Annotated in this window: 16 protein-coding genes and 2 tRNA genes; 15 read left to right on the forward strand and 3 right to left on the reverse strand. The window is 46.6% G+C overall.

The genetic code is table 11. From position 1 onward, the window contains the following. Positions 1-8: 8 nt before the first annotated feature. From fabF to nagZ, 10 genes are all read left to right on the forward strand, one after another. Complete coding sequence (gene fabF / locus LZG75_RS09185; protein ID WP_233924220.1) at positions 9-1,256, forward strand: beta-ketoacyl-ACP synthase II; 1,248 nt, start codon at positions 9-11, stop codon at positions 1,254-1,256. A gap of 137 nt (positions 1,257-1,393) precedes the next feature. Further along, positions 1,394-2,815, forward strand: coding sequence for a DegQ family serine endoprotease (locus tag LZG75_RS09190; protein WP_233924378.1), 1,422 nt, complete (start codon positions 1,394-1,396; stop codon positions 2,813-2,815). A 161-nt stretch (positions 2,816-2,976) separates the two neighbouring features. Next, the gene (gene lepA, locus LZG75_RS09195) at positions 2,977-4,779 is read left to right on the forward strand and encodes a translation elongation factor 4 (RefSeq protein WP_233937303.1); all 1,803 of its coding nucleotides are present in this window, start codon (positions 2,977-2,979) and stop codon (positions 4,777-4,779) included. Continuing rightward, positions 4,780-5,586, forward strand: a complete 807-nt coding sequence (lepB, locus tag LZG75_RS09200; RefSeq protein WP_233924222.1) for a signal peptidase I — start codon at positions 4,780-4,782, stop codon at positions 5,584-5,586. It begins immediately after the preceding gene. Positions 5,587-5,589: 3 nt separating this feature from the next. Further along, positions 5,590-6,381 (forward strand): ribonuclease III, encoded by a 792-nt coding sequence (rnc, locus tag LZG75_RS09205; protein WP_233924223.1) that lies wholly within the window; start codon positions 5,590-5,592, stop codon positions 6,379-6,381. A 1-nt stretch (position 6,382) separates the two neighbouring features. Next, the gene (gene era, locus LZG75_RS09210) at positions 6,383-7,369 is read left to right on the forward strand and encodes a GTPase Era (protein ID WP_233924224.1); all 987 of its coding nucleotides are present in this window, start codon (positions 6,383-6,385) and stop codon (positions 7,367-7,369) included. Continuing rightward, a complete protein-coding gene (gene recO, locus LZG75_RS09215) occupies positions 7,370-8,104 on the forward strand; it encodes a DNA repair protein RecO (RefSeq protein WP_233924225.1) in 735 nt (244 codons plus the stop codon). Positions 8,105-8,134: 30 nt separating this feature from the next. Beyond that, the gene (locus LZG75_RS09220) at positions 8,135-8,902 is read left to right on the forward strand and encodes a pyridoxine 5'-phosphate synthase (protein ID WP_233924226.1); all 768 of its coding nucleotides are present in this window, start codon (positions 8,135-8,137) and stop codon (positions 8,900-8,902) included. After that, positions 8,899-9,294 carry a holo-ACP synthase gene (gene acpS, locus LZG75_RS09225; RefSeq protein ID WP_233937304.1) on the forward strand — a complete coding sequence of 132 codons (396 nt, stop codon included), beginning with the start codon at positions 8,899-8,901 and terminating at the stop codon, positions 9,292-9,294. Before LZG75_RS09220 ends, acpS begins: the two co-directional genes overlap by 4 nt. Continuing rightward, a complete protein-coding gene (gene nagZ, locus LZG75_RS09230) occupies positions 9,291-10,382 on the forward strand; it encodes a beta-N-acetylhexosaminidase (protein ID WP_233924228.1) in 1,092 nt (363 codons plus the stop codon). Before acpS ends, nagZ begins: the two co-directional genes overlap by 4 nt. A 40-nt stretch (positions 10,383-10,422) precedes the next feature. Here nagZ and efp read toward each other — a convergent pair whose 3' ends face one another. Both efp and earP read right to left on the reverse strand, forming a co-directional pair. After that, on the reverse strand, positions 10,423-10,983 hold the full coding sequence (gene efp, locus LZG75_RS09235) for an elongation factor P (RefSeq protein ID WP_233924229.1): 561 nt from the start codon (positions 10,981-10,983) through the stop codon (positions 10,423-10,425). 80 nt (positions 10,984-11,063) lie between these two features. Further along, a complete protein-coding gene (earP, locus tag LZG75_RS09240; protein ID WP_233937305.1) occupies positions 11,064-12,119 on the reverse strand; it encodes an elongation factor P maturation arginine rhamnosyltransferase EarP in 1,056 nt (351 codons plus the stop codon). Between earP and uvrC the strand changes: the two genes are divergently transcribed. The 5 genes from uvrC to LZG75_RS09265 all read left to right on the forward strand — a co-directional run bounded on the left by uvrC (position 12,118) and on the right by LZG75_RS09265 (position 15,441). Further along, positions 12,118-14,007: an excinuclease ABC subunit UvrC gene (gene uvrC, locus LZG75_RS09245; RefSeq protein WP_233924231.1), complete on the forward strand. Its 1,890-nt coding sequence runs from the start codon at positions 12,118-12,120 to the stop codon at positions 14,005-14,007. The two genes, earP and uvrC, sit on opposite strands and share 2 nt — an antisense overlap. Positions 14,008-14,055: 48 nt before the next feature. Then, a complete protein-coding gene (pgsA, locus tag LZG75_RS09250; protein ID WP_233924232.1) occupies positions 14,056-14,628 on the forward strand; it encodes a CDP-diacylglycerol--glycerol-3-phosphate 3-phosphatidyltransferase in 573 nt (190 codons plus the stop codon). A 44-nt stretch (positions 14,629-14,672) separates the two neighbouring features. Next, positions 14,673-14,748, forward strand: a tRNA-Gly gene (locus tag LZG75_RS09255). Between the two features lie 49 nt (positions 14,749-14,797). Further along, a tRNA-Cys gene (locus LZG75_RS09260) sits at positions 14,798-14,871 on the forward strand. A gap of 120 nt (positions 14,872-14,991) precedes the next feature. Continuing rightward, positions 14,992-15,441, forward strand: coding sequence for a hypothetical protein (locus LZG75_RS09265; protein ID WP_233924233.1), 450 nt, complete (start codon positions 14,992-14,994; stop codon positions 15,439-15,441). 13 nt (positions 15,442-15,454) lie between these two features. On the opposite strand, the gene lexA is transcribed toward LZG75_RS09265, so the two are convergent. After that, entirely contained in the window at positions 15,455-16,159 is a 705-nt protein-coding gene (gene lexA / locus LZG75_RS09270; RefSeq protein WP_233924234.1) for a transcriptional repressor LexA, read from the reverse strand. Positions 16,160-16,442 lie beyond the last annotated feature (283 nt).

Genomic DNA, 16,442 nt, shown 5'->3' on the forward strand with positions numbered 1-16,442 from the left:
GACTCGCTGTGTCTGCTTTAAAACACCAACGCCGGGTCGTAGTTACCGGCTTAGGTCTTATTTCTCCAGTTGGAAATTCTGTCGCGACGGCTTGGTCAAATGTACTTGCTGGTAAATCTGGTATTGCGACGATTACCAAGTTTGATCATACCCCGCTAAGCGTTCACTTTGCTGGCGAGGTTAAAGACTTTAATATTGAAGAGTATGTCTCAGCTAAAGAGGCGCGCCATATGGATCATTTCATCCACTATGGTATTGCCGCGGGAACCCAAGCACTGCGTGATAGTGGTATTGAAGTAAGTGAGGCGAATGCGGAGCGCATTGGCGTCATGGTTGGGTCAGGAATCGGCGGCCTACCGATGATTGAAAATACCGGTGTCGAGCTTTTAGAACGAGGTCCGCGGCGGATTTCCCCCTTCTTTGTGCCGGGCTCAATCATTAATATGATTTCAGGGCATTTAAGTATTTTATTTAATTTAAAAGGACCCAATATTGCAGCGGCAACGGCCTGTACTACCGGCCTACACAGCATTGGTTTGGCGGCCCGTTTAATTCAATCGGGCGATGCCGATGTCATGCTTGCTGGGGGTGCCGAGTCGACTATTTCTGCTTTAGGCGTTGGTGGTTTTGCTGCGGCCCGCGCGCTTTCAACTCGTAATGATGACCCCACTACCGCTTCCCGCCCCTGGGATAAGGATCGCGATGGCTTTGTGCTGGGCGAAGGCGCGGGCGTCATGGTCTTAGAGGAATATGAGCAGGCCCGTGCGCGCGGCGCCAAGATTTATTGTGAGTTAGTGGGTTTTGGAATGAGCGGCGATGCTTATCATATGACGGCCCCTAATATGGATGGTCCCCGCCGCTGCATGTTGAATGCTTTGCGCGATGCAGGTTTAAATCCTGAGCAAATTAATTACATTAATGCGCACGGAACTTCTACCCCTTTAGGGGATAAAAATGAAACTGAAGCCATTAAAGCAGCCTTAGGTGATCATGCCAAAAAGGTCGTCATTAACTCTACCAAGTCGATGACGGGTCATTTACTAGGCGGGGCAGGCGGTTTAGAGGCAGTTTTTACTGTTTTAGCCTTACACCATCAAAAATCACCGCCGACGATTAATATTTTCAACCAAGACCCTGAGTGTGACTTGGACTTCTGCGCCAATACCGCACGCGATCTGCCCATTGACTATGCTGTGAAAAACAATTTTGGCTTTGGGGGTACTAACGGCACCTTGATTTTTGGTAAGTTGCCCTGATATACAGTTATCTTTGTTTTACGGGGTTCTCACCGAAACTCGCTTTCAAGTTGATCCAAATGAAAAAAATATTGCTTCATACCCTTAGTGTTATTGCTTTTGTTGGCATTGTGCAATTGCCTGTTGCGCCGCTTGTTATGGCGCAACCCCCCCGTGTAGCAATTCCCGATTTTGCCGATTTAGTCGAAAAAGCCAGCCCTGCGGTCGTAAATATTCGTACGACAGAAAAAGTGGCTGTGCAACAAGCTGGTGCCAATGGCCAGGGCGGCACAGATGAGCAGCAGGAGTTCTTTCGGCGTTTTTTTGGGATTCCTTTCCCCAATATTCCGGGCATACCTGGTTCGCCTAAGGCGCCTAACCAAGCTCCTAATCCAGGCCCTAATCGTCCAGGACCGCCACAGGAGAATGACCGTGGCGTAGGCTCGGGTTTTATTATTGATGCTAATGGTTATATTTTGACTAATGCTCACGTCATTGAAGGTGCAGAAACTATTTATGTCACCTTAACTGATAAGCGAGAATTAAAAGCAAAATTATTGGGCGCTGATAAGCGTACCGATGTCGCGCTTATTAAAATTGAGGCTAGCGGCTTACCTAAGTTACCGCTGGGCGATTCTTCTAAGGTACGGGTTGGCGAGTGGGTTTTAGCAATTGGCTCACCTTTTGGCCTAGAAAATACTGTTACGGCTGGAATTGTTTCAGCAAAAAGCCGTGATACTGGCGATTACTTACCTTTTATTCAAACTGATGTGGCAGTGAACCCTGGTAATTCTGGAGGGCCTTTGCTCAATACCGCTGGACAAGTGATTGGCATTAACTCGCAAATTTTTAGTCGCTCTGGTGGTTATATGGGAATTTCTTTTGCCATACCCATTGATGAGGCAATGCGAGTAGCTGATCAGTTAAGGGCGAACGGCAAATTGGTCCGCGGGCGAATTGGGGTCTCGATTGGCGATATTACTAAAGAGACTGCTGAAAGTTTGGGTCTTGGCAAGCCGCGTGGTGCCTATGTACGTAATGTTGAGCCGGGTGCGCCTGCAGCGCTTGGTGGCATTGAGGCAGGCGATGTGATCTTGAATTTCAATGGCCTGGAGATTCAGAAATCAACTGATTTACCGCGCCAAGTAGGTCAGACTAAACCTGGTACGCGCGCAACAGTGCAAGTTTGGCGTAAGGGTGCTATCAAAGATTTATCTGTCGTAGTAGCCGATGCCGAGCCGAGTGAAAAGGTAGCAAGCAAAAAAGCCGAGAGTTCAACCCCGCAAAGCGGCGCCTTGAATTCCGCATTTGGGGTTGCAGTCGCAGAGCTGACTGATGCCAAAAAACAAAGCTTAGGCATCAAGAATGGTGTTGAGGTTACTGCTATTAATGATGGCCCGATGGCACGTTCCGGCGTGCGCGTGGGCGATGTCATTGTGCGCATTGGCGATGTAGATATAACTGGAGTTAGGCAATTTGAAACCGTTGCCAAGGGCTTAGATCTCAATCGTCCGGCGGCTGTTTTTGTGCGTCGCGCAGATAGCACTTTAGTTTTACCAATACGCCCAAACAAGCCCTAAATCACCCTAAAAGCCGGTTTTTCTGCTTTTGGGATGATCCACTAAGCCCTGCAAAGTAGGGTTTCTGTGCAACCATTACAATGCGGGTAAGACGGCTTTTTGCAGCGCATCATTTTGCTGTGTTGCAGCAAGGCGTTTTCTGATGGACTTCATAAAGCGCAATGGATTTAATCCGTAATTTCTCAATCATCGCCCATATCGATCATGGCAAGTCGACTTTGGCCGATCGAATCATTCAATTGTGCGGCGGCCTTTCCGATCGTGAAATGGAATCACAAGTGCTTGATTCAATGGATATTGAGCGCGAACGTGGGATAACGATTAAAGCGCAAACGGCCGCTCTAAGTTATCAAGCCAAAGACGGCAAGATTTATAACCTCAATTTAATTGATACCCCTGGACACGTTGATTTTTCATATGAAGTAAGTCGTTCGCTATCCGCTTGCGAGGGTGCATTACTAGTGGTTGATGCTAGCCAAGGCGTAGAAGCGCAAACAGTGGCAAATTGCTATACCGCAATCGAGCTTGGGGTCGAGGTTGTGCCGGTATTAAATAAAATTGATTTACCGCAGGCAGATCCAGAGCGCGCCAAACAAGAAATCGAAGATGTCATTGGTATCGATGCTACAGAGGCTTTAACTTGCTCAGCTAAAACAGGTCTAGGTGTACCCGAAATATTGGAAGAAATGATTCGGCGGGTACCGCCGCCAAAGGGCGATGCTAGCGCGCCATTGCAGGCGCTGATTATTGACTCATGGTTCGACAACTATGTGGGTGTGGTTATTTTAGTAAGGGTGGTGAATGGCACGCTAAAACCCAAAGATAAAATTCTGCTGATGGCCAACGGCTCAACGCATTTAGTCGAGCATGTTGGAGTATTTAGCCCTAAATCAGTCGATCGACCCTCACTAAGCGCTGGCCAGGTAGGCTTCATCATTGCGGGCATTAAAGAATTAAAAGCGGCCAAAGTAGGCGATACAGCAACCCACGCACCAGGACAACAAGGCCGCATCTCAGCTACTTCAGCGCTACCTGGTTTTAAGGAGGTGAAGTCGCAAGTCTTCGCTGGGCTATACCCAGTTGAAGCTAACGAGTACGATGTGCTGCGCGAGTCATTAGAAAAGCTTAAGCTCAATGATGCGTCCCTACTTTATGAGCCCGAAGTTTCGCAAGCCTTGGGTTTCGGTTTCCGTTGTGGCTTTTTGGGTTTACTGCACATGGAAATTGTGCAGGAGCGCTTAGAACGGCAGTACGGCATGAACCTGATTACCACGGCACCCACTGTGGTATATCAAGTGCAGCAAAGAGACGGCAGCATGCTCACCGTTGATAACCCATCGAAAATGCCGGACCCAAGTAAGATCGAGGCGATTCTAGAGCCAATTGTGACAGTCAATTTATATATGCCACAAGAATATGTAGGCTCGGTTATTACTCTATGCACGGGTAAGCGTGGCGTGCAAACCAATATGAATTATTTGGGTCGCCAAGTGCAGTTAACTTATGAAATACCCATGGCAGAAATTGTGCTCGATTTTTTCGATCGTTTGAAGTCTGTCTCACGTGGTTACGCATCGATGGATTATGAATTTAAGGAATACCGCGCTGCCGATGTGGTGAAAGTCGATATTTTAATTAATGGGGATAAGGTTGATGCGCTATCCGTTATTGTGCATCGGAGTAATAGCCAATTACGTGGGCGTGACGTAGTGGCAAAAATGCGCGGCATTATTCCGCGGCAGATGTTTGATGTAGCGATTCAAGCGGCAATTGGTAGCAATATTGTGGCGCGTGAAAACGTCAAAGCGTTGCGTAAGAATGTATTAGCAAAATGCTACGGCGGCGATATTTCGCGTAAACGTAAACTGTTGGAAAAACAAAAAGAAGGTAAAAAACGGATGAAACAAGTTGGCAATGTAGAAATTCCGCAAGAAGCCTTTTTAGCTATTTTGCAGGTGGAATAAATGAATTTTGCTTTAATTCTTTTTATTTTAGTTATCGCCACAGGTATTGCATGGGTCGCTAATCGCTTTTATTTTGCCCCACGCCGTATTGCTGCAGGCGACCAGCGTGTGCCACTATGGGTAGAGTATTCAGCGAGTTTTTTCCCGGTTATTTGTGCAGTATTTTTTCTGCGTTCTTTTTTATTTGAACCTTTCAAAATTCCATCGGGATCAATGATTCCAACCTTACAAATTGGCGACTTTATTTTGGTCAATAAGTTTACCTATGGCATTCGTTTGCCGGTGATTAATCGCAAAGTAGTCGAGCTTGGTACTCCCAAACGAGGTGATGTGGTGGTATTTCGTTATCCCCGTGATGAATCGGTTGATTACATTAAACGGGTGGTAGCGATTCCAGGTGATGTCATCGAATACCAAAATAAGCGTTTAATTATTAACGGCGAACCTTTGCTCTATAGCGGCGGAGCACCCTATTTAGATCCAGAAAACATGCGCTATGAAAAAGAGTTTACCGAAACCTACCCAGCAAATTTAGGTGGAGTAGTGCATAAAATTTTAAATGATCCCGAACGCACTACGGGTGTTTTTCAGCCTGAAAAATTTCCAGGAATTGAGCATTGCCAATATCAAAGCTCTGGTATGACTTGTAAAGTACCGGCTGGACATTATTTTGCCATGGGTGATAATCGTGATAACAGTGCTGATTCGCGCTTCTGGGGTTTTGTCCCCGATCAAAATATTGTTGGGCGAGCTTTTTTTGTGTGGCTTAACTTAGGTTCCTTAAGCCGTATCGGCAGATTTGAGTAAGCCATGAACGCTCGCGCTGTGATCGACCACGGACCCCTGCAAGAGCGTTTGGGCTATAGCTTTAAAAAACCTGAGCTGCTAAACCAAGCGCTTACTCATCGCAGCCATAGTAAAAAAAATAATGAACGCTTAGAGTTCTTAGGCGACTCAGTCTTGAATTGTGTCGTTGCCGAAATGTTATATGAACGTTATTCTGATTTAGATGAAGGCGACTTGTCGCGGGTGCGGGCAAATTTGGTAAAGCAGCAGGCGTTGTATGAAATTGCACAATCGTTATCGCTCTCCGATTATTTGCGCCTAGGAGAGGGCGAGTTAAAAAGTGGTGGTTTTCATCGACCTTCTATTTTGGCTGACACCTTAGAGGCGGTAACTGGCGCTATTTTTATTGATGGCGGATTTGATGCGGCACGCGCAAGCTTAAATAAATTGTATTCCACGATCTTGGCGCATGTTGATCCAAAAACTCTGGGTAAAGACGACAAAACGCTTTTACAAGAGTATTTGCAGGGTTTTCAAATGCCTTTGCCAGCCTATAACGTTACCGGTACAACTGGGGCTGCGCATAGCCAGCAATTTGAAGTCGAGTGCGTGATTGCGAGCTTAAAAATTCAAGTAAAGGGTGGTGGGGCATCGCGCCGTGCCGCTGAACAAGCGGCAGCTAAGTTAGCCTTAAGTGCCTTACAAAAAGCGCTGCCCCAAGAAACTCGCAAACCCAAGAAAACCCGCTCGGCAAAGAAAAAAGCGGCCAAATCGGCCTCCACCGATGAACAGTTGAAGCTGAAGCTAAAAGGCTAATATGACAATTGAAGGTGGAGCAGATGTATCCCTAGAGACGCTTGCTGATGGTGTGTTTCGCTGCGGCACCATTGCAATTGTGGGTAGACCCAATATGGGTAAGTCGACGCTGTTAAATGCTTTAGTGGGGCAGAAAATTAGCATTACCTCGCGTAAAGCGCAAACCACACGCCATCGTATTTTAGGGATTCAAACTCGCCCCCAAGCACAATTTATTTTTATCGACACTCCAGGCTTCCAAACCCGATTAATGAACACCCTCAATAAGGCGCTGAATCGTACGGTTACCAGCGCTTTGCAGGGAGTTAATGTGGCTTGTTTTGTAGTTGAGGCCGGATACTTTGGGGCCGATGATGTCAAAGTATTGCAGCTTTTGCCACCTGACTTACCGATTATTTTAGTACTTAATAAGCTGGATTTATTTTCTCGGCGCTTTCAAACTCCTGGCGAGCGCGATTTAGTCTTACTCGATTTTATGAAACAAATGGGTTTGCCATGGAATGAGCTGGGCGGTCGACCTGACCAAACGCAGCAGTTTGCTGAGATTGTACCCATGAGCGGTAAAAATCCCGATGATGTTAAGCGACTGCTTGATCTTTTGGAAAATTATTTACCTCTTGGTGAGGCTCAGTATGATCCAGAAACATTAACCGATCGCAGCGAACGATTTTTAGCGGCTGAGATTTTGCGTGAGAAGGTTTTTCGTTACACTGGTGAAGAGTTGCCTTATGCCAGTTCGGTGATCATCGATCAATTTAAAATGGATGGTCGGATGCGCCGTATTGCGGCGACTATTTTGGTTAATCGGGACAGCCATAAGCCAATGATTATTGGCGAGAAGGGTGAGCGCTTAAAGAAAATTTCAACTGAAGCCCGTATCGATATGGAAAAACTCTTTGACGGTAAAGTTTTTTTAGAAACCTGGGTTAAGGTGAAGCGGGGTTGGGCCGAGGATCATGCTGAATTGCGAGCACAGGGCTTGGAATAAATGGCTTCAATTCGAATCATCGATGAGCCCGCTTTTGTACTGCATAGTATTCCCTATAAAGAAACCAGCTTAATTCTTGATGTTTTTACTCGTCAACATGGGCGGATGGCCTTAATTGCGAAGGGAGCGAAACGTCCTCATTCGGTATTACGCCCGGTATTACAGCGCTTTCAACCCCTATTAGTCTCTTGGAGCGGTCGTTCTGAATTACGCACCCTCACTAAATCTGAGTGGGTGGGGGGTACGCCCTCATTAGTAGGCGATGCCTTGCTATGTGGTTTTTATCTCAACGAACTGTTGGTGAAGTTTTTAGCCCGCGAAGATGCTTACGAAAAGCTTTACGATCGTTATGCCCAAACCATTCTTGCCCTGGCAGAGTTAGAGCAGGCGCGTTTAGGTATTGAGCAAATCTTGCGACCATTTGAGTTAAGTCTCTTGCAAGAAACTGGCTATGCTGCTGCTTTAGACCGTTGCGTTGAAACGAATACCGTTCCCGAAACTGGTAAACAATATGTTTATCAACCTGAGCGTGGTATTCGCCCTTGGCAAGCCGATGATCCTGGACACTGGCCGGTATTAAGTGGCGATACTTTGGCGCAGATTGCGGTGGGTGATTATGCAGGAGCGGAGACGCTCACCGAAAGTAAGCAGCTCATGCGGTTTTTGCTTGGCTTGCATTTACAAGACCAAGTCTTAACAACTCGACAAATTTTGATTGATCTCAAAAAAATCTAAATCATTTTATAAATCAGTTAACCTTGCCCTATGAGCCTCTCTGTACAGACTAATCACTCGACACTTGAGTTAGGTGTCAATATTGATCACGTAGCGACTTTACGTAATGCTCGCGGTACCCTGTATCCCGATCCTCTTCGTGCCGCGCTCGAAGCTGAAGCAGCAGGAGCTGATTTAATTACTTTGCATTTACGTGAAGATCGACGCCATATTAAAGATGCTGATTTGTTTGCTCTGCGACCCTTAATCACTACCCGTATGAATTTAGAGTGTGCGGTCACCCCAGAAATGCTCGCCATTGCTTGCCGAGTCAAGCCCCATGATGTTTGCTTAGTGCCCGAACGACGTAGCGAAGTGACAACTGAGGGCGGGCTTGATGTGCTCAAACAGAAGGCAGAAGTGCAAGCAGCGGTACAGCTATTACAAGCTGCAGGCATACGGGTATCCTTATTTATTGATCCGACTTTGTCCCAGATAGAAGCAGCACAACAGCTTGGCGCTACCGTCGTCGAGTTACATACGGGTCGCTATGCCGATACAGAAGGTGCAGCGCAAGCAGCAGAGTTACAGCGCTTAGTTGTGGGAGCCCGCTTAGCTAAAAGCTTAGGCTTGCGGGTAAATGCAGGACATGGCTTACATGAAGGTAATGTGGCGCCAATTGCTCAAATTAGTGAACTTTCTGAACTCAACATTGGTCATGCCATTGTGGCAGAGGCTATATTTAAGGGTTGGCAACCAGCCATTACGGCAATGAAAAAAATCATGCTCAATGCGCGCAGTGGAGCTGATAAAAGATGATTATCGGCATTGGCACTGATATTTTGCAATTACCCCGTTTGGTTGCGGCATATGAGCGTACACAGGGTCGTCTAGCGAAGCGTATTTTAGGTGAACAAGAGCTGATGGTGTTTAGTCAACGCTTGGCTCGCAATCATCGCCGTGGCATGGCCTATTTGGCAACCCGTTTTGCCGCAAAAGAGGCATTTTCAAAAGCCATTGGTCTTGGTATGCATACACCGATGAGCTGGCGTTCGGTTGAAACATTGAATGAAGCGAGCGGTAAGCCCATACTCCATTACACCGGTGTGCTAGCGCATTGGATGGCAGAGCGTGATTGGCATGCTCAAGTGACTGTTAGCGATGAGCAAGATATGGTCATTGCTTTTGTCATTGTGAGTACTCAAGCATGAAAAAAATAGCTCCACAAATTGCGCCAGGACCGATTACCTTAGATGTTCTTGGCCTTAGTTTGACTGCGACAGATCGCCAGCGTATTTTGCATCCCTTAACAGGAGGCGTGATTTTATTTGGTAGAAACTTTACCAATCGGGCTCAACTAACTAAGTTGACTGCGAGTATTAAGGCTTTGCGCCCCGATGTGCTGATCTCGATTGATCATGAGGGTGGTCGAGTGCAGCGTTGTAAAAAAGATGGCTTTACGCATTTACCTGCAATGGGTCGTTTGGGTGAAATGTGGTTCGCTGATGGGAAAGCTGTGAAAGCCACAAACTATCCTGCAACTGCAGCAATCCGGGCCATGCAAACTGCTACTGCCTGTGGATATGTTTTAGCTGCAGAGTTACGTGCGTGTGGAGTTGATTTTAGTTTTACACCAGTGTTAGATTTAGATTTTCAACGTAGTGGAGTGATTGGCGATCGTTCTTTTTCGCGAGATCCACAAATTGTGTTTGCTTTAGCTAAAAGCTTAAATGCGGGATTGCAAATGGCTGGCATGGCCAATTGCGGAAAGCACTTTCCTGGGCATGGTTGGGCAAAAGCGGATTCCCATGTCGCTATACCCGTAGATGAGCGACCCTTAAAAAAAATCCTGAATGATGATGTCAAACCTTATGAATGGTTGCATTTGAGTTTAGCGGCTGTCATGCCTGCACACGTAATTTATCCCAAAGTCGATCAGCATCCGGCGGGGTTTTCCGCAATTTGGTTACAAACCATTTTGCGCCAGAAATTGGCTTTTCAGGGGGTCATTTTTAGTGATGATTTAGCCATGGAAGGCGCTAGTGTGGCAGGTGATGTGGTCAAGGCAGCGCAATTAGCATTAACAGCAGGTTGTGATGCAGTATTAATTTGTAATCGCCCCGATTTAGCAGATCGTTTACTCACAGAGTTAAAGGTATCTAGCGCAAAATTGCAGTCTTCAAGACAGCGATTAAGTCATCTAATGCCGCGCGTTGCGGGCTTCAGTTGGGATGAATTGCAGCAGCAGGCAGAATATGTCCAGGCGAAAAAGTTACTGAGCCAGCTGCAGCTAATTTAAGCGCACTCAGTTTTTAAACTAATCCTGATTGATCTGGCGTTTAATTAGCGCGACTACGATATTCGCCTGTACGGGTATCAATTTCTATTTTGTCGCCAGTGTTACAGAACAGCGGCACTTGTAATTCATGGCCAGTAGCTAATTTGGCGTTTTTCAATACTTTGCCCGAACTGGTATCACCTTTAACTGCCGGTTCGGTATAAATAATCTCGCGAACCAATGAATTTGGCATTGCTACCGAGAGTGCTTTGCCTTCGTAGAACACAACTTCACAGGGCATGCCTTCTTCGAGGTAATGCAATGCATCGCCCATGAATTCAGATTCAACCTCATACTGGTTATATTCGGCATCCATAAATACATACATGGGATCGGCAAAATAGGAATAGGTGCAGTCTTTTTTATCTAAGATCACCACATCGAATTTGTCATCAGCTTTATAAACGCCCTCATTCGGCGTGCCTGTTAACAAATTTTTTAATTTCATTTTCACCACTGAAGAGTTGCGCCCTGAGCGACTGTATTCGGCTTTCACCACTACCATGGCATCGGTGCCGACCATCACTACGTTACCAACGCGGAGTTCTTGAGCTGTTTTCATCTTGGGTGTTCCTAATGATCCTAATGACAAATTGAGATTGGGTGACGCAAAAGCCCACCATTTTACCTATTTGGCGGCGATTACTCGATAAAACGTAATAAACGGGCTGCCAAGCCGCCATCAGCTTGTTCGGCCAGCAACTTGGTACGCCATAATTTGGCATGGGTTTCCCATTCGGGTAATAGGGCCCACCAGACTGTAGGAGAGGCCCATTTAGAGGCTTGCCAGCAAGCTGAAATGAGTGCGGGCGAGGCATTTTCTAAATAGAGGTCGAGAAATGCCTTAAGTTTGACCTCATGCGCTAAGTCGTCTTGCGGATAGATGTTCCAGAAAAACGGTTTAGCAGCGAGTTGTGCGCGAACAAATGAATCCTCACCGCGCACGATATTGAAATCGCATTGGTGCAGGAGCCAGTCATAGTCATCTTGCGGAATAAAAGGTAAAAAATGCAGGCGCATCGACTCAGGCAATATTAGCGCTTGATTTAAGTAGGAGGCGTGGTCAAAGGTGAGCAAAACATCGTATTCAGCATCTAGCGTGGCAAGGTTCTTAAGCCATTCCTGCAAGGGCGCTGTGGGGTAGCAAAAAATACTAATGCGTTGCGCTGTCGGGCGCATTTGCTGCCAAAGGCTTGCAAGGCTGGCAGGCGGTGCAGCTATAGTGGGTATTGGCAAAACCGGATCAATGAGTAGGCCCCCGGTATTGGCTTGAAAGCCTGGAAAGAAGAAATATTTTGCTAAACCATGTGCCTGGGGAGAGGCTTTGGCATGATATTCACCAACCCATGCTTCGGCGCTGAGGTATTCCAAATTAATTAAGACTGCTTGGTGGTTGGCAATAACGAGGTTCGTGAGATAGGCTTGGGGCAGCTCGCAGCCAAAGGCTTCAATCACCACATCCGGAGCCATCTGGGCAGAGGTGTTATTAAGGAGAGGGTTAGAGCTTGCCTCCCACGCATGGATTGTGAGCCCCATCATCGGCAGTTGACCGGAAACGAGTAAATTAAGGGTAGTTAGATCATCACAAAAAAGACGAACAACTTGCTTGTGGCGAATTGCTAAACTGCGGGCAAGACGCCAGCAAACCCCTGCATCTCCAAAGTTATCAACGATTTGACAGAAAATATCCCAACGCATGAGTGATTCGCTTTTCAAAACCTTACAAAAAGATGTTAAACGGCTCCCTGGTTTACCAGGGGTCTATCGCTTTTTTGACGCGGCAGGCCATATTTTGTATGTCGGGAAAGCCCGCGATCTAAAGAAGCGAGTCGCCAGTTATTTTCAGCGCACTCAATTATCACCGCGGATTGAACGCATGGTGGGAAAAATTGCGCGCTATGAAACCACTGTAACTCGGACCGAGTCTGAAGCCTTAATTTTAGAAAATAATTTAATCAAGGAATTGGCGCCGCCGTTCAATATTTTGTTTCGCGATGATAAGTCTTATCCCTATCTCATGTTGAGTGGCAGTTCCTTTCCACGTTTAGCTTCTTATCGCGGCAAGGTCGACCGGCGTAATCGGTATTTTGGCCCTTTTCCTAATGCCTGGGCGGTGCGCAATAGCATCCAAATTTTGCAAAAGGTATTTCGTTTGAGAACGTGTGAAGATTCTGTTTTTAAGAATCGTAGTCGGCCTTGTTTACTCCATCAAATTCATCGTTGTAGTGCGCCCTGTGTTGGCCGCTTAAGTGAAGAGCAATACGGTCAAGATGTAACTCAAGCGATGCGATTTTTAGAGGGCGACCATAGTCAGGTTTTGGTAGAGCTCGAAAAGGAAATGGAGGCGCATAGTGCTGCTATGGAGTTTGAAATGGCCGCAGTATTACGTGATCGAATTGCCGATTTATCGAGCGTCTTGCAACAACAATCGATGGACGCGGTTGCCGATGGTGAAGGCGATGTGGACATTTTGGCAGTAGCCGAATTAGAGGGAATGATCTGCGTTAATTTGGCAATGGTTCGTGGCGGACGTCACTTAGGCGACCGCGCGTATTTTCCGAAGGCCTTGCGCTCGGTGGCTGGTGAATTGCCTGCCCCAGCAGAAATTTTAGAAGCTTTTATGCAACAACATTACTTAGATGGAGACGTAGCTTCAGATAGTCATTTTATTCCACCGACGATTATTTTGAGTCACTTGACTCAAGCTGAAGGCGACGTTGAATTAGCGTTTGATTTACCAGAGGTATTACAAGCTAGAGCGGGTCGTAAAATCCATTTTCTGCATCAACCCCATGGCCAACGACGCCATTGGTTAGCGATGGCTGAAGGCAATGCAAAAATTGCCATCGCCAAGCGTTTAGTTGAAGCGGGTGGACAACTCGCTAAAGCGCGCGCCTTAGCCGATATTTTGGCTTTGGAGGTCGACAATTTAGAGCAGTTACGTATTGAGTGCTTTGATATTAGTCATACCGCAGGTGAGGCAACTCAAGCAGCTTGTGTGGTGTATGCAAAAAATGCCATGCAAGCCAGCGAATATCGGCGTTTTAATATTAAGGATATTACCCCCGGTGATGATTACGCAGCGATGCGCCAAGTGTTGCAACGTCGTTACGCTAATTTTCAAGAAATTCCACCCGAACGATTACCGCAAGTTATTTTGATTGATGGGGGTAAAGGTCAGGTGGAAATGGCTCGCCAAGTACTAGTCGACTTTGGTATGGATATTAGTTTGATTGTTGGCATCGCTAAGGGCGAGAATCGCCAAGTCGGTTTAGAGACCTTAATTTTTGCTGACGATCGCGCCGCGATTGCTTTAGGAGTCGATAGTGCAGCATTAATGTTGTTAGCGCAAATTCGTGATGAGGCTCACCGCTTTGCCATTACAGGAATGCGAGCGAAGCGAGCCAAAACCCGCACCGTATCGCGGCTTGAGGAAATTGAAGGCATTGGTGCCAAGCGGCGGCAAAAATTATTAGCCCGTTTTGGGGGTTTGCGCGGCGTTGCGAATGCCAGTATTGAAGAGTTACTTGGAGTAGAGGGTATCTCACAGGTTTTAGCCGAACAAATTTACCGGCAGCTTCATTAACCTTAAGGGTTTTTTAAATTCTGGCAAGGTTTAGTTTATGCTTGCAGGATGCCTTTTAATTTACCGATTGCATTAACTTGGTTGCGGGTAGGTGCAATTCCAATCATTGTTGGTATTTTCTATTTACCTAATAGTTGGCTTACTCCTTTTGAAAAAAATCTACTCGGCACCATTCTTTTTGTCTTAGCCGCATTAACCGATTGGTTAGATGGTTTTTTAGCCCGCCGCTGGGGTCAAGAATCAGCTTTTGGCGGCTTTCTCGATCCGGTAGCCGACAAATTAATTGTGGCGGCAGCACTGTTGGTTTTATTAAATCTCGATCGGGTGCAGGTATGGGTTGCGCTGGTGATTATTGGGCGTGAAATTACGATCTCGGCCTTACGCGAATGGATGGCTCAAGTCGGAGCTTCACGGAGCGTGGCGGTGCATTTCATCGGTAAGCTAAAAACTGGGGCGCAGCTTGTGGCTATTCCCTTTTTGCTACTTAACGATACCCTGTTTGGCTGGCTTGATTGTGCGCGGGTAGGGAGTTGGTTAATTTGGGTCGCTGCCCTATTAACGCTGTGGTCGATGTTTTATTATTTGCAAAAAGCCTTCCCTCAATTGGTTGATAAGCAGTAAAGAGGCAGGTTAAGGGATTATTTGCTAAACTAGCGCCCTATTACGCGGGAATAGCTCAGTTGGTAGAGCGCAACCTTGCCAAGGTTGAGGTCGCGAGTTCGAGCCTCGTTTCCCGCTCCAAGTTCGATGGGAAGCCCTAAAAAGCTTCCCATTTTCGCTTCGAGAATTTGGTGCGTTGGCCGAGTGGTTAGGCCGGAGCCTGCAAAGCTTCTTACGGGGGTTCGATTCCCTCACGCACCTCCACTTATCTTCATTTAGCCCCCTTTATCCTGTAGTTGAGGCCTCAATGCCACTGCTTGACGAAATTCGAATGCACCCTAAAATGGGAATAGTTCTTTTTCTATATCGCTGAAAGACACGGTGATGCGCAAAATCTTATTTAGTTGTTTGTTCCCCTGCTTCCTCATTGCCTGCGCAAGCTCGGGTTCGGGTGATATCGCCACTGGTACGCCCGATGAAATTAACCAAACTCAAGCTGAATTATTGGGCGGTTTACCCTTACCCACTGGCGCGCGCATCATTGGTGCCGAGTCTTTAATTATTGGCAGAGGCGATGCCTGGGTGGGGCGCGTGGTATTGAGCGGTTTGCAAACCCCAACTGATATTTATGCATTTTTTCAGTCTGAGTTTCCTAAAGCAGGATGGACTACGATTAGCGCCGTTAAGGCGAAATGGAGTATTTTGGTTTTTACCAAGGGTGACCGCACTGTGCTGGTTGAAGTTGCTGATGGTTCGATGGTGGGACCAAAATCACAGATCATCCTCACTTCATCGCCAAAAAACGCCAATGTGGTTGCACCGACAAAAAAGTAAGACTAACTTCGGCTTATAAACCCTGCGAGCGAATTAAGCCAACCGCCTGACCTTCAACGGCAAAGTTAGGCTGGCGCGCATCGACTAAGATGTTTTTAAAGTCGGGATTCTCTGCCTGTAATTCAATTACCAAGCCCTGCGCCGTCCTTTTTTGGTGCCAACGTTTTACGGTAACTTCATCATCTAGCCGAGCTACCACGATATCCCCGTTGCGCACTTCACTGGTTTTTTTCACGGCTAAATAATCGCCATCGAAAATGCCTGCATCGCGCATGCTCATCCCTTTTACTTTTAATAAATAATCAGCACCTTTACTAAATAAGCTGGGGTCAATTGGCACTTGTTTTTCAATATGTTCAATTGCCATAATGGGCGAGCCAGCAGCTACTCGACCAATGAGGGGTAGGGTTAATTGCTGTAATGCCACTGAGGGCAGTGCCATTTGGTAAGCATGTTGCGCGCGCCTTTGCGTATGTTGGGGGGGAATCCGAATTCCACGAGAGGTACCAGGACTTAACTCAACATACCCTTTGCGGGCGAGGGCACGCAGGTGCTCCTCAGCGGCATTGGCCGAAGCAAAGCCCAGTCGAGTAGCGATTTCAGCGCGGGTAGGCGGCAAACCACTTTCTTCAATAGATTGAGAGATAAGGGCCAAAATCTCTCCCTGGCGGGGGGTTAATTTGGGTAAATTGAGAAATTCGACTGTATTTATGTCCATACTGATATTGTATACAGTAGTTTTGATACTTCAAGAACTTTTATCGACTGAATGCCCTTAAAACCACGAAAATTTATCATTAAACCTCCAAAAAAATGCTCCCATGCCTGCCTAAGCGTCTTTTTAAGCCTCGAGGGCGCTGAATTTGAGTCTTGAGCAGTCTTTTTTGCTAGAATAGCCCTCTTATCTGAATTTAGATAAATCGGAGTTGCAGTTTTTCTACAATTTGTTTCCACCCTTGTCATACTGGCTGCCGACTTCAAAACCATCAGAAGTTAGCAAG

The organism is Polynucleobacter sp. IMCC30063 (genome assembly GCF_021395235.1).
Lineage (GTDB): Bacteria > Pseudomonadota > Gammaproteobacteria > Burkholderiales > Burkholderiaceae > Polynucleobacter.

What these genes read in the sequence shown, in the direction of transcription:
- lepB (WP_233924222.1), top strand. Translation starts at nt 4,780, where the DNA reads ATGAATTTTGCTTTAATTCTTTTTATTTTAGTTATCGCCACAGGTATT.
- recO (WP_233924225.1), top strand. Translation starts at nt 7,370, where the DNA reads ATGGCTTCAATTCGAATCATCGATGAGCCCGCTTTTGTACTGCATAGT.
- era (WP_233924224.1), top strand. Translation starts at nt 6,383, where the DNA reads ATGACAATTGAAGGTGGAGCAGATGTATCCCTAGAGACGCTTGCTGAT.
- LZG75_RS09265 (WP_233924233.1), top strand. Translation starts at nt 14,992, where the DNA reads ATGCGCAAAATCTTATTTAGTTGTTTGTTCCCCTGCTTCCTCATTGCC.
- LZG75_RS09220 (WP_233924226.1), top strand. Translation starts at nt 8,135, where the DNA reads ATGAGCCTCTCTGTACAGACTAATCACTCGACACTTGAGTTAGGTGTC.
- earP (WP_233937305.1), bottom strand. Translation starts at nt 12,119, where the DNA reads ATGCGTTGGGATATTTTCTGTCAAATCGTTGATAACTTTGGAGATGCA.
- LZG75_RS09190 (WP_233924378.1), top strand. Translation starts at nt 1,394, where the DNA reads ATGGCGCAACCCCCCCGTGTAGCAATTCCCGATTTTGCCGATTTAGTC.
- nagZ (WP_233924228.1), top strand. Translation starts at nt 9,291, where the DNA reads ATGAAAAAAATAGCTCCACAAATTGCGCCAGGACCGATTACCTTAGAT.
- lepA (WP_233937303.1), top strand. Translation starts at nt 2,977, where the DNA reads ATGGATTTAATCCGTAATTTCTCAATCATCGCCCATATCGATCATGGC.
- acpS (WP_233937304.1), top strand. Translation starts at nt 8,899, where the DNA reads ATGATTATCGGCATTGGCACTGATATTTTGCAATTACCCCGTTTGGTT.
- uvrC (WP_233924231.1), top strand. Translation starts at nt 12,118, where the DNA reads ATGAGTGATTCGCTTTTCAAAACCTTACAAAAAGATGTTAAACGGCTC.
- efp (WP_233924229.1), bottom strand. Translation starts at nt 10,983, where the DNA reads ATGAAAACAGCTCAAGAACTCCGCGTTGGTAACGTAGTGATGGTCGGC.
- rnc (WP_233924223.1), top strand. Translation starts at nt 5,590, where the DNA reads ATGAACGCTCGCGCTGTGATCGACCACGGACCCCTGCAAGAGCGTTTG.
- lexA (WP_233924234.1), bottom strand. Translation starts at nt 16,159, where the DNA reads ATGGACATAAATACAGTCGAATTTCTCAATTTACCCAAATTAACCCCC.
- pgsA (WP_233924232.1), top strand. Translation starts at nt 14,056, where the DNA reads ATGCCTTTTAATTTACCGATTGCATTAACTTGGTTGCGGGTAGGTGCA.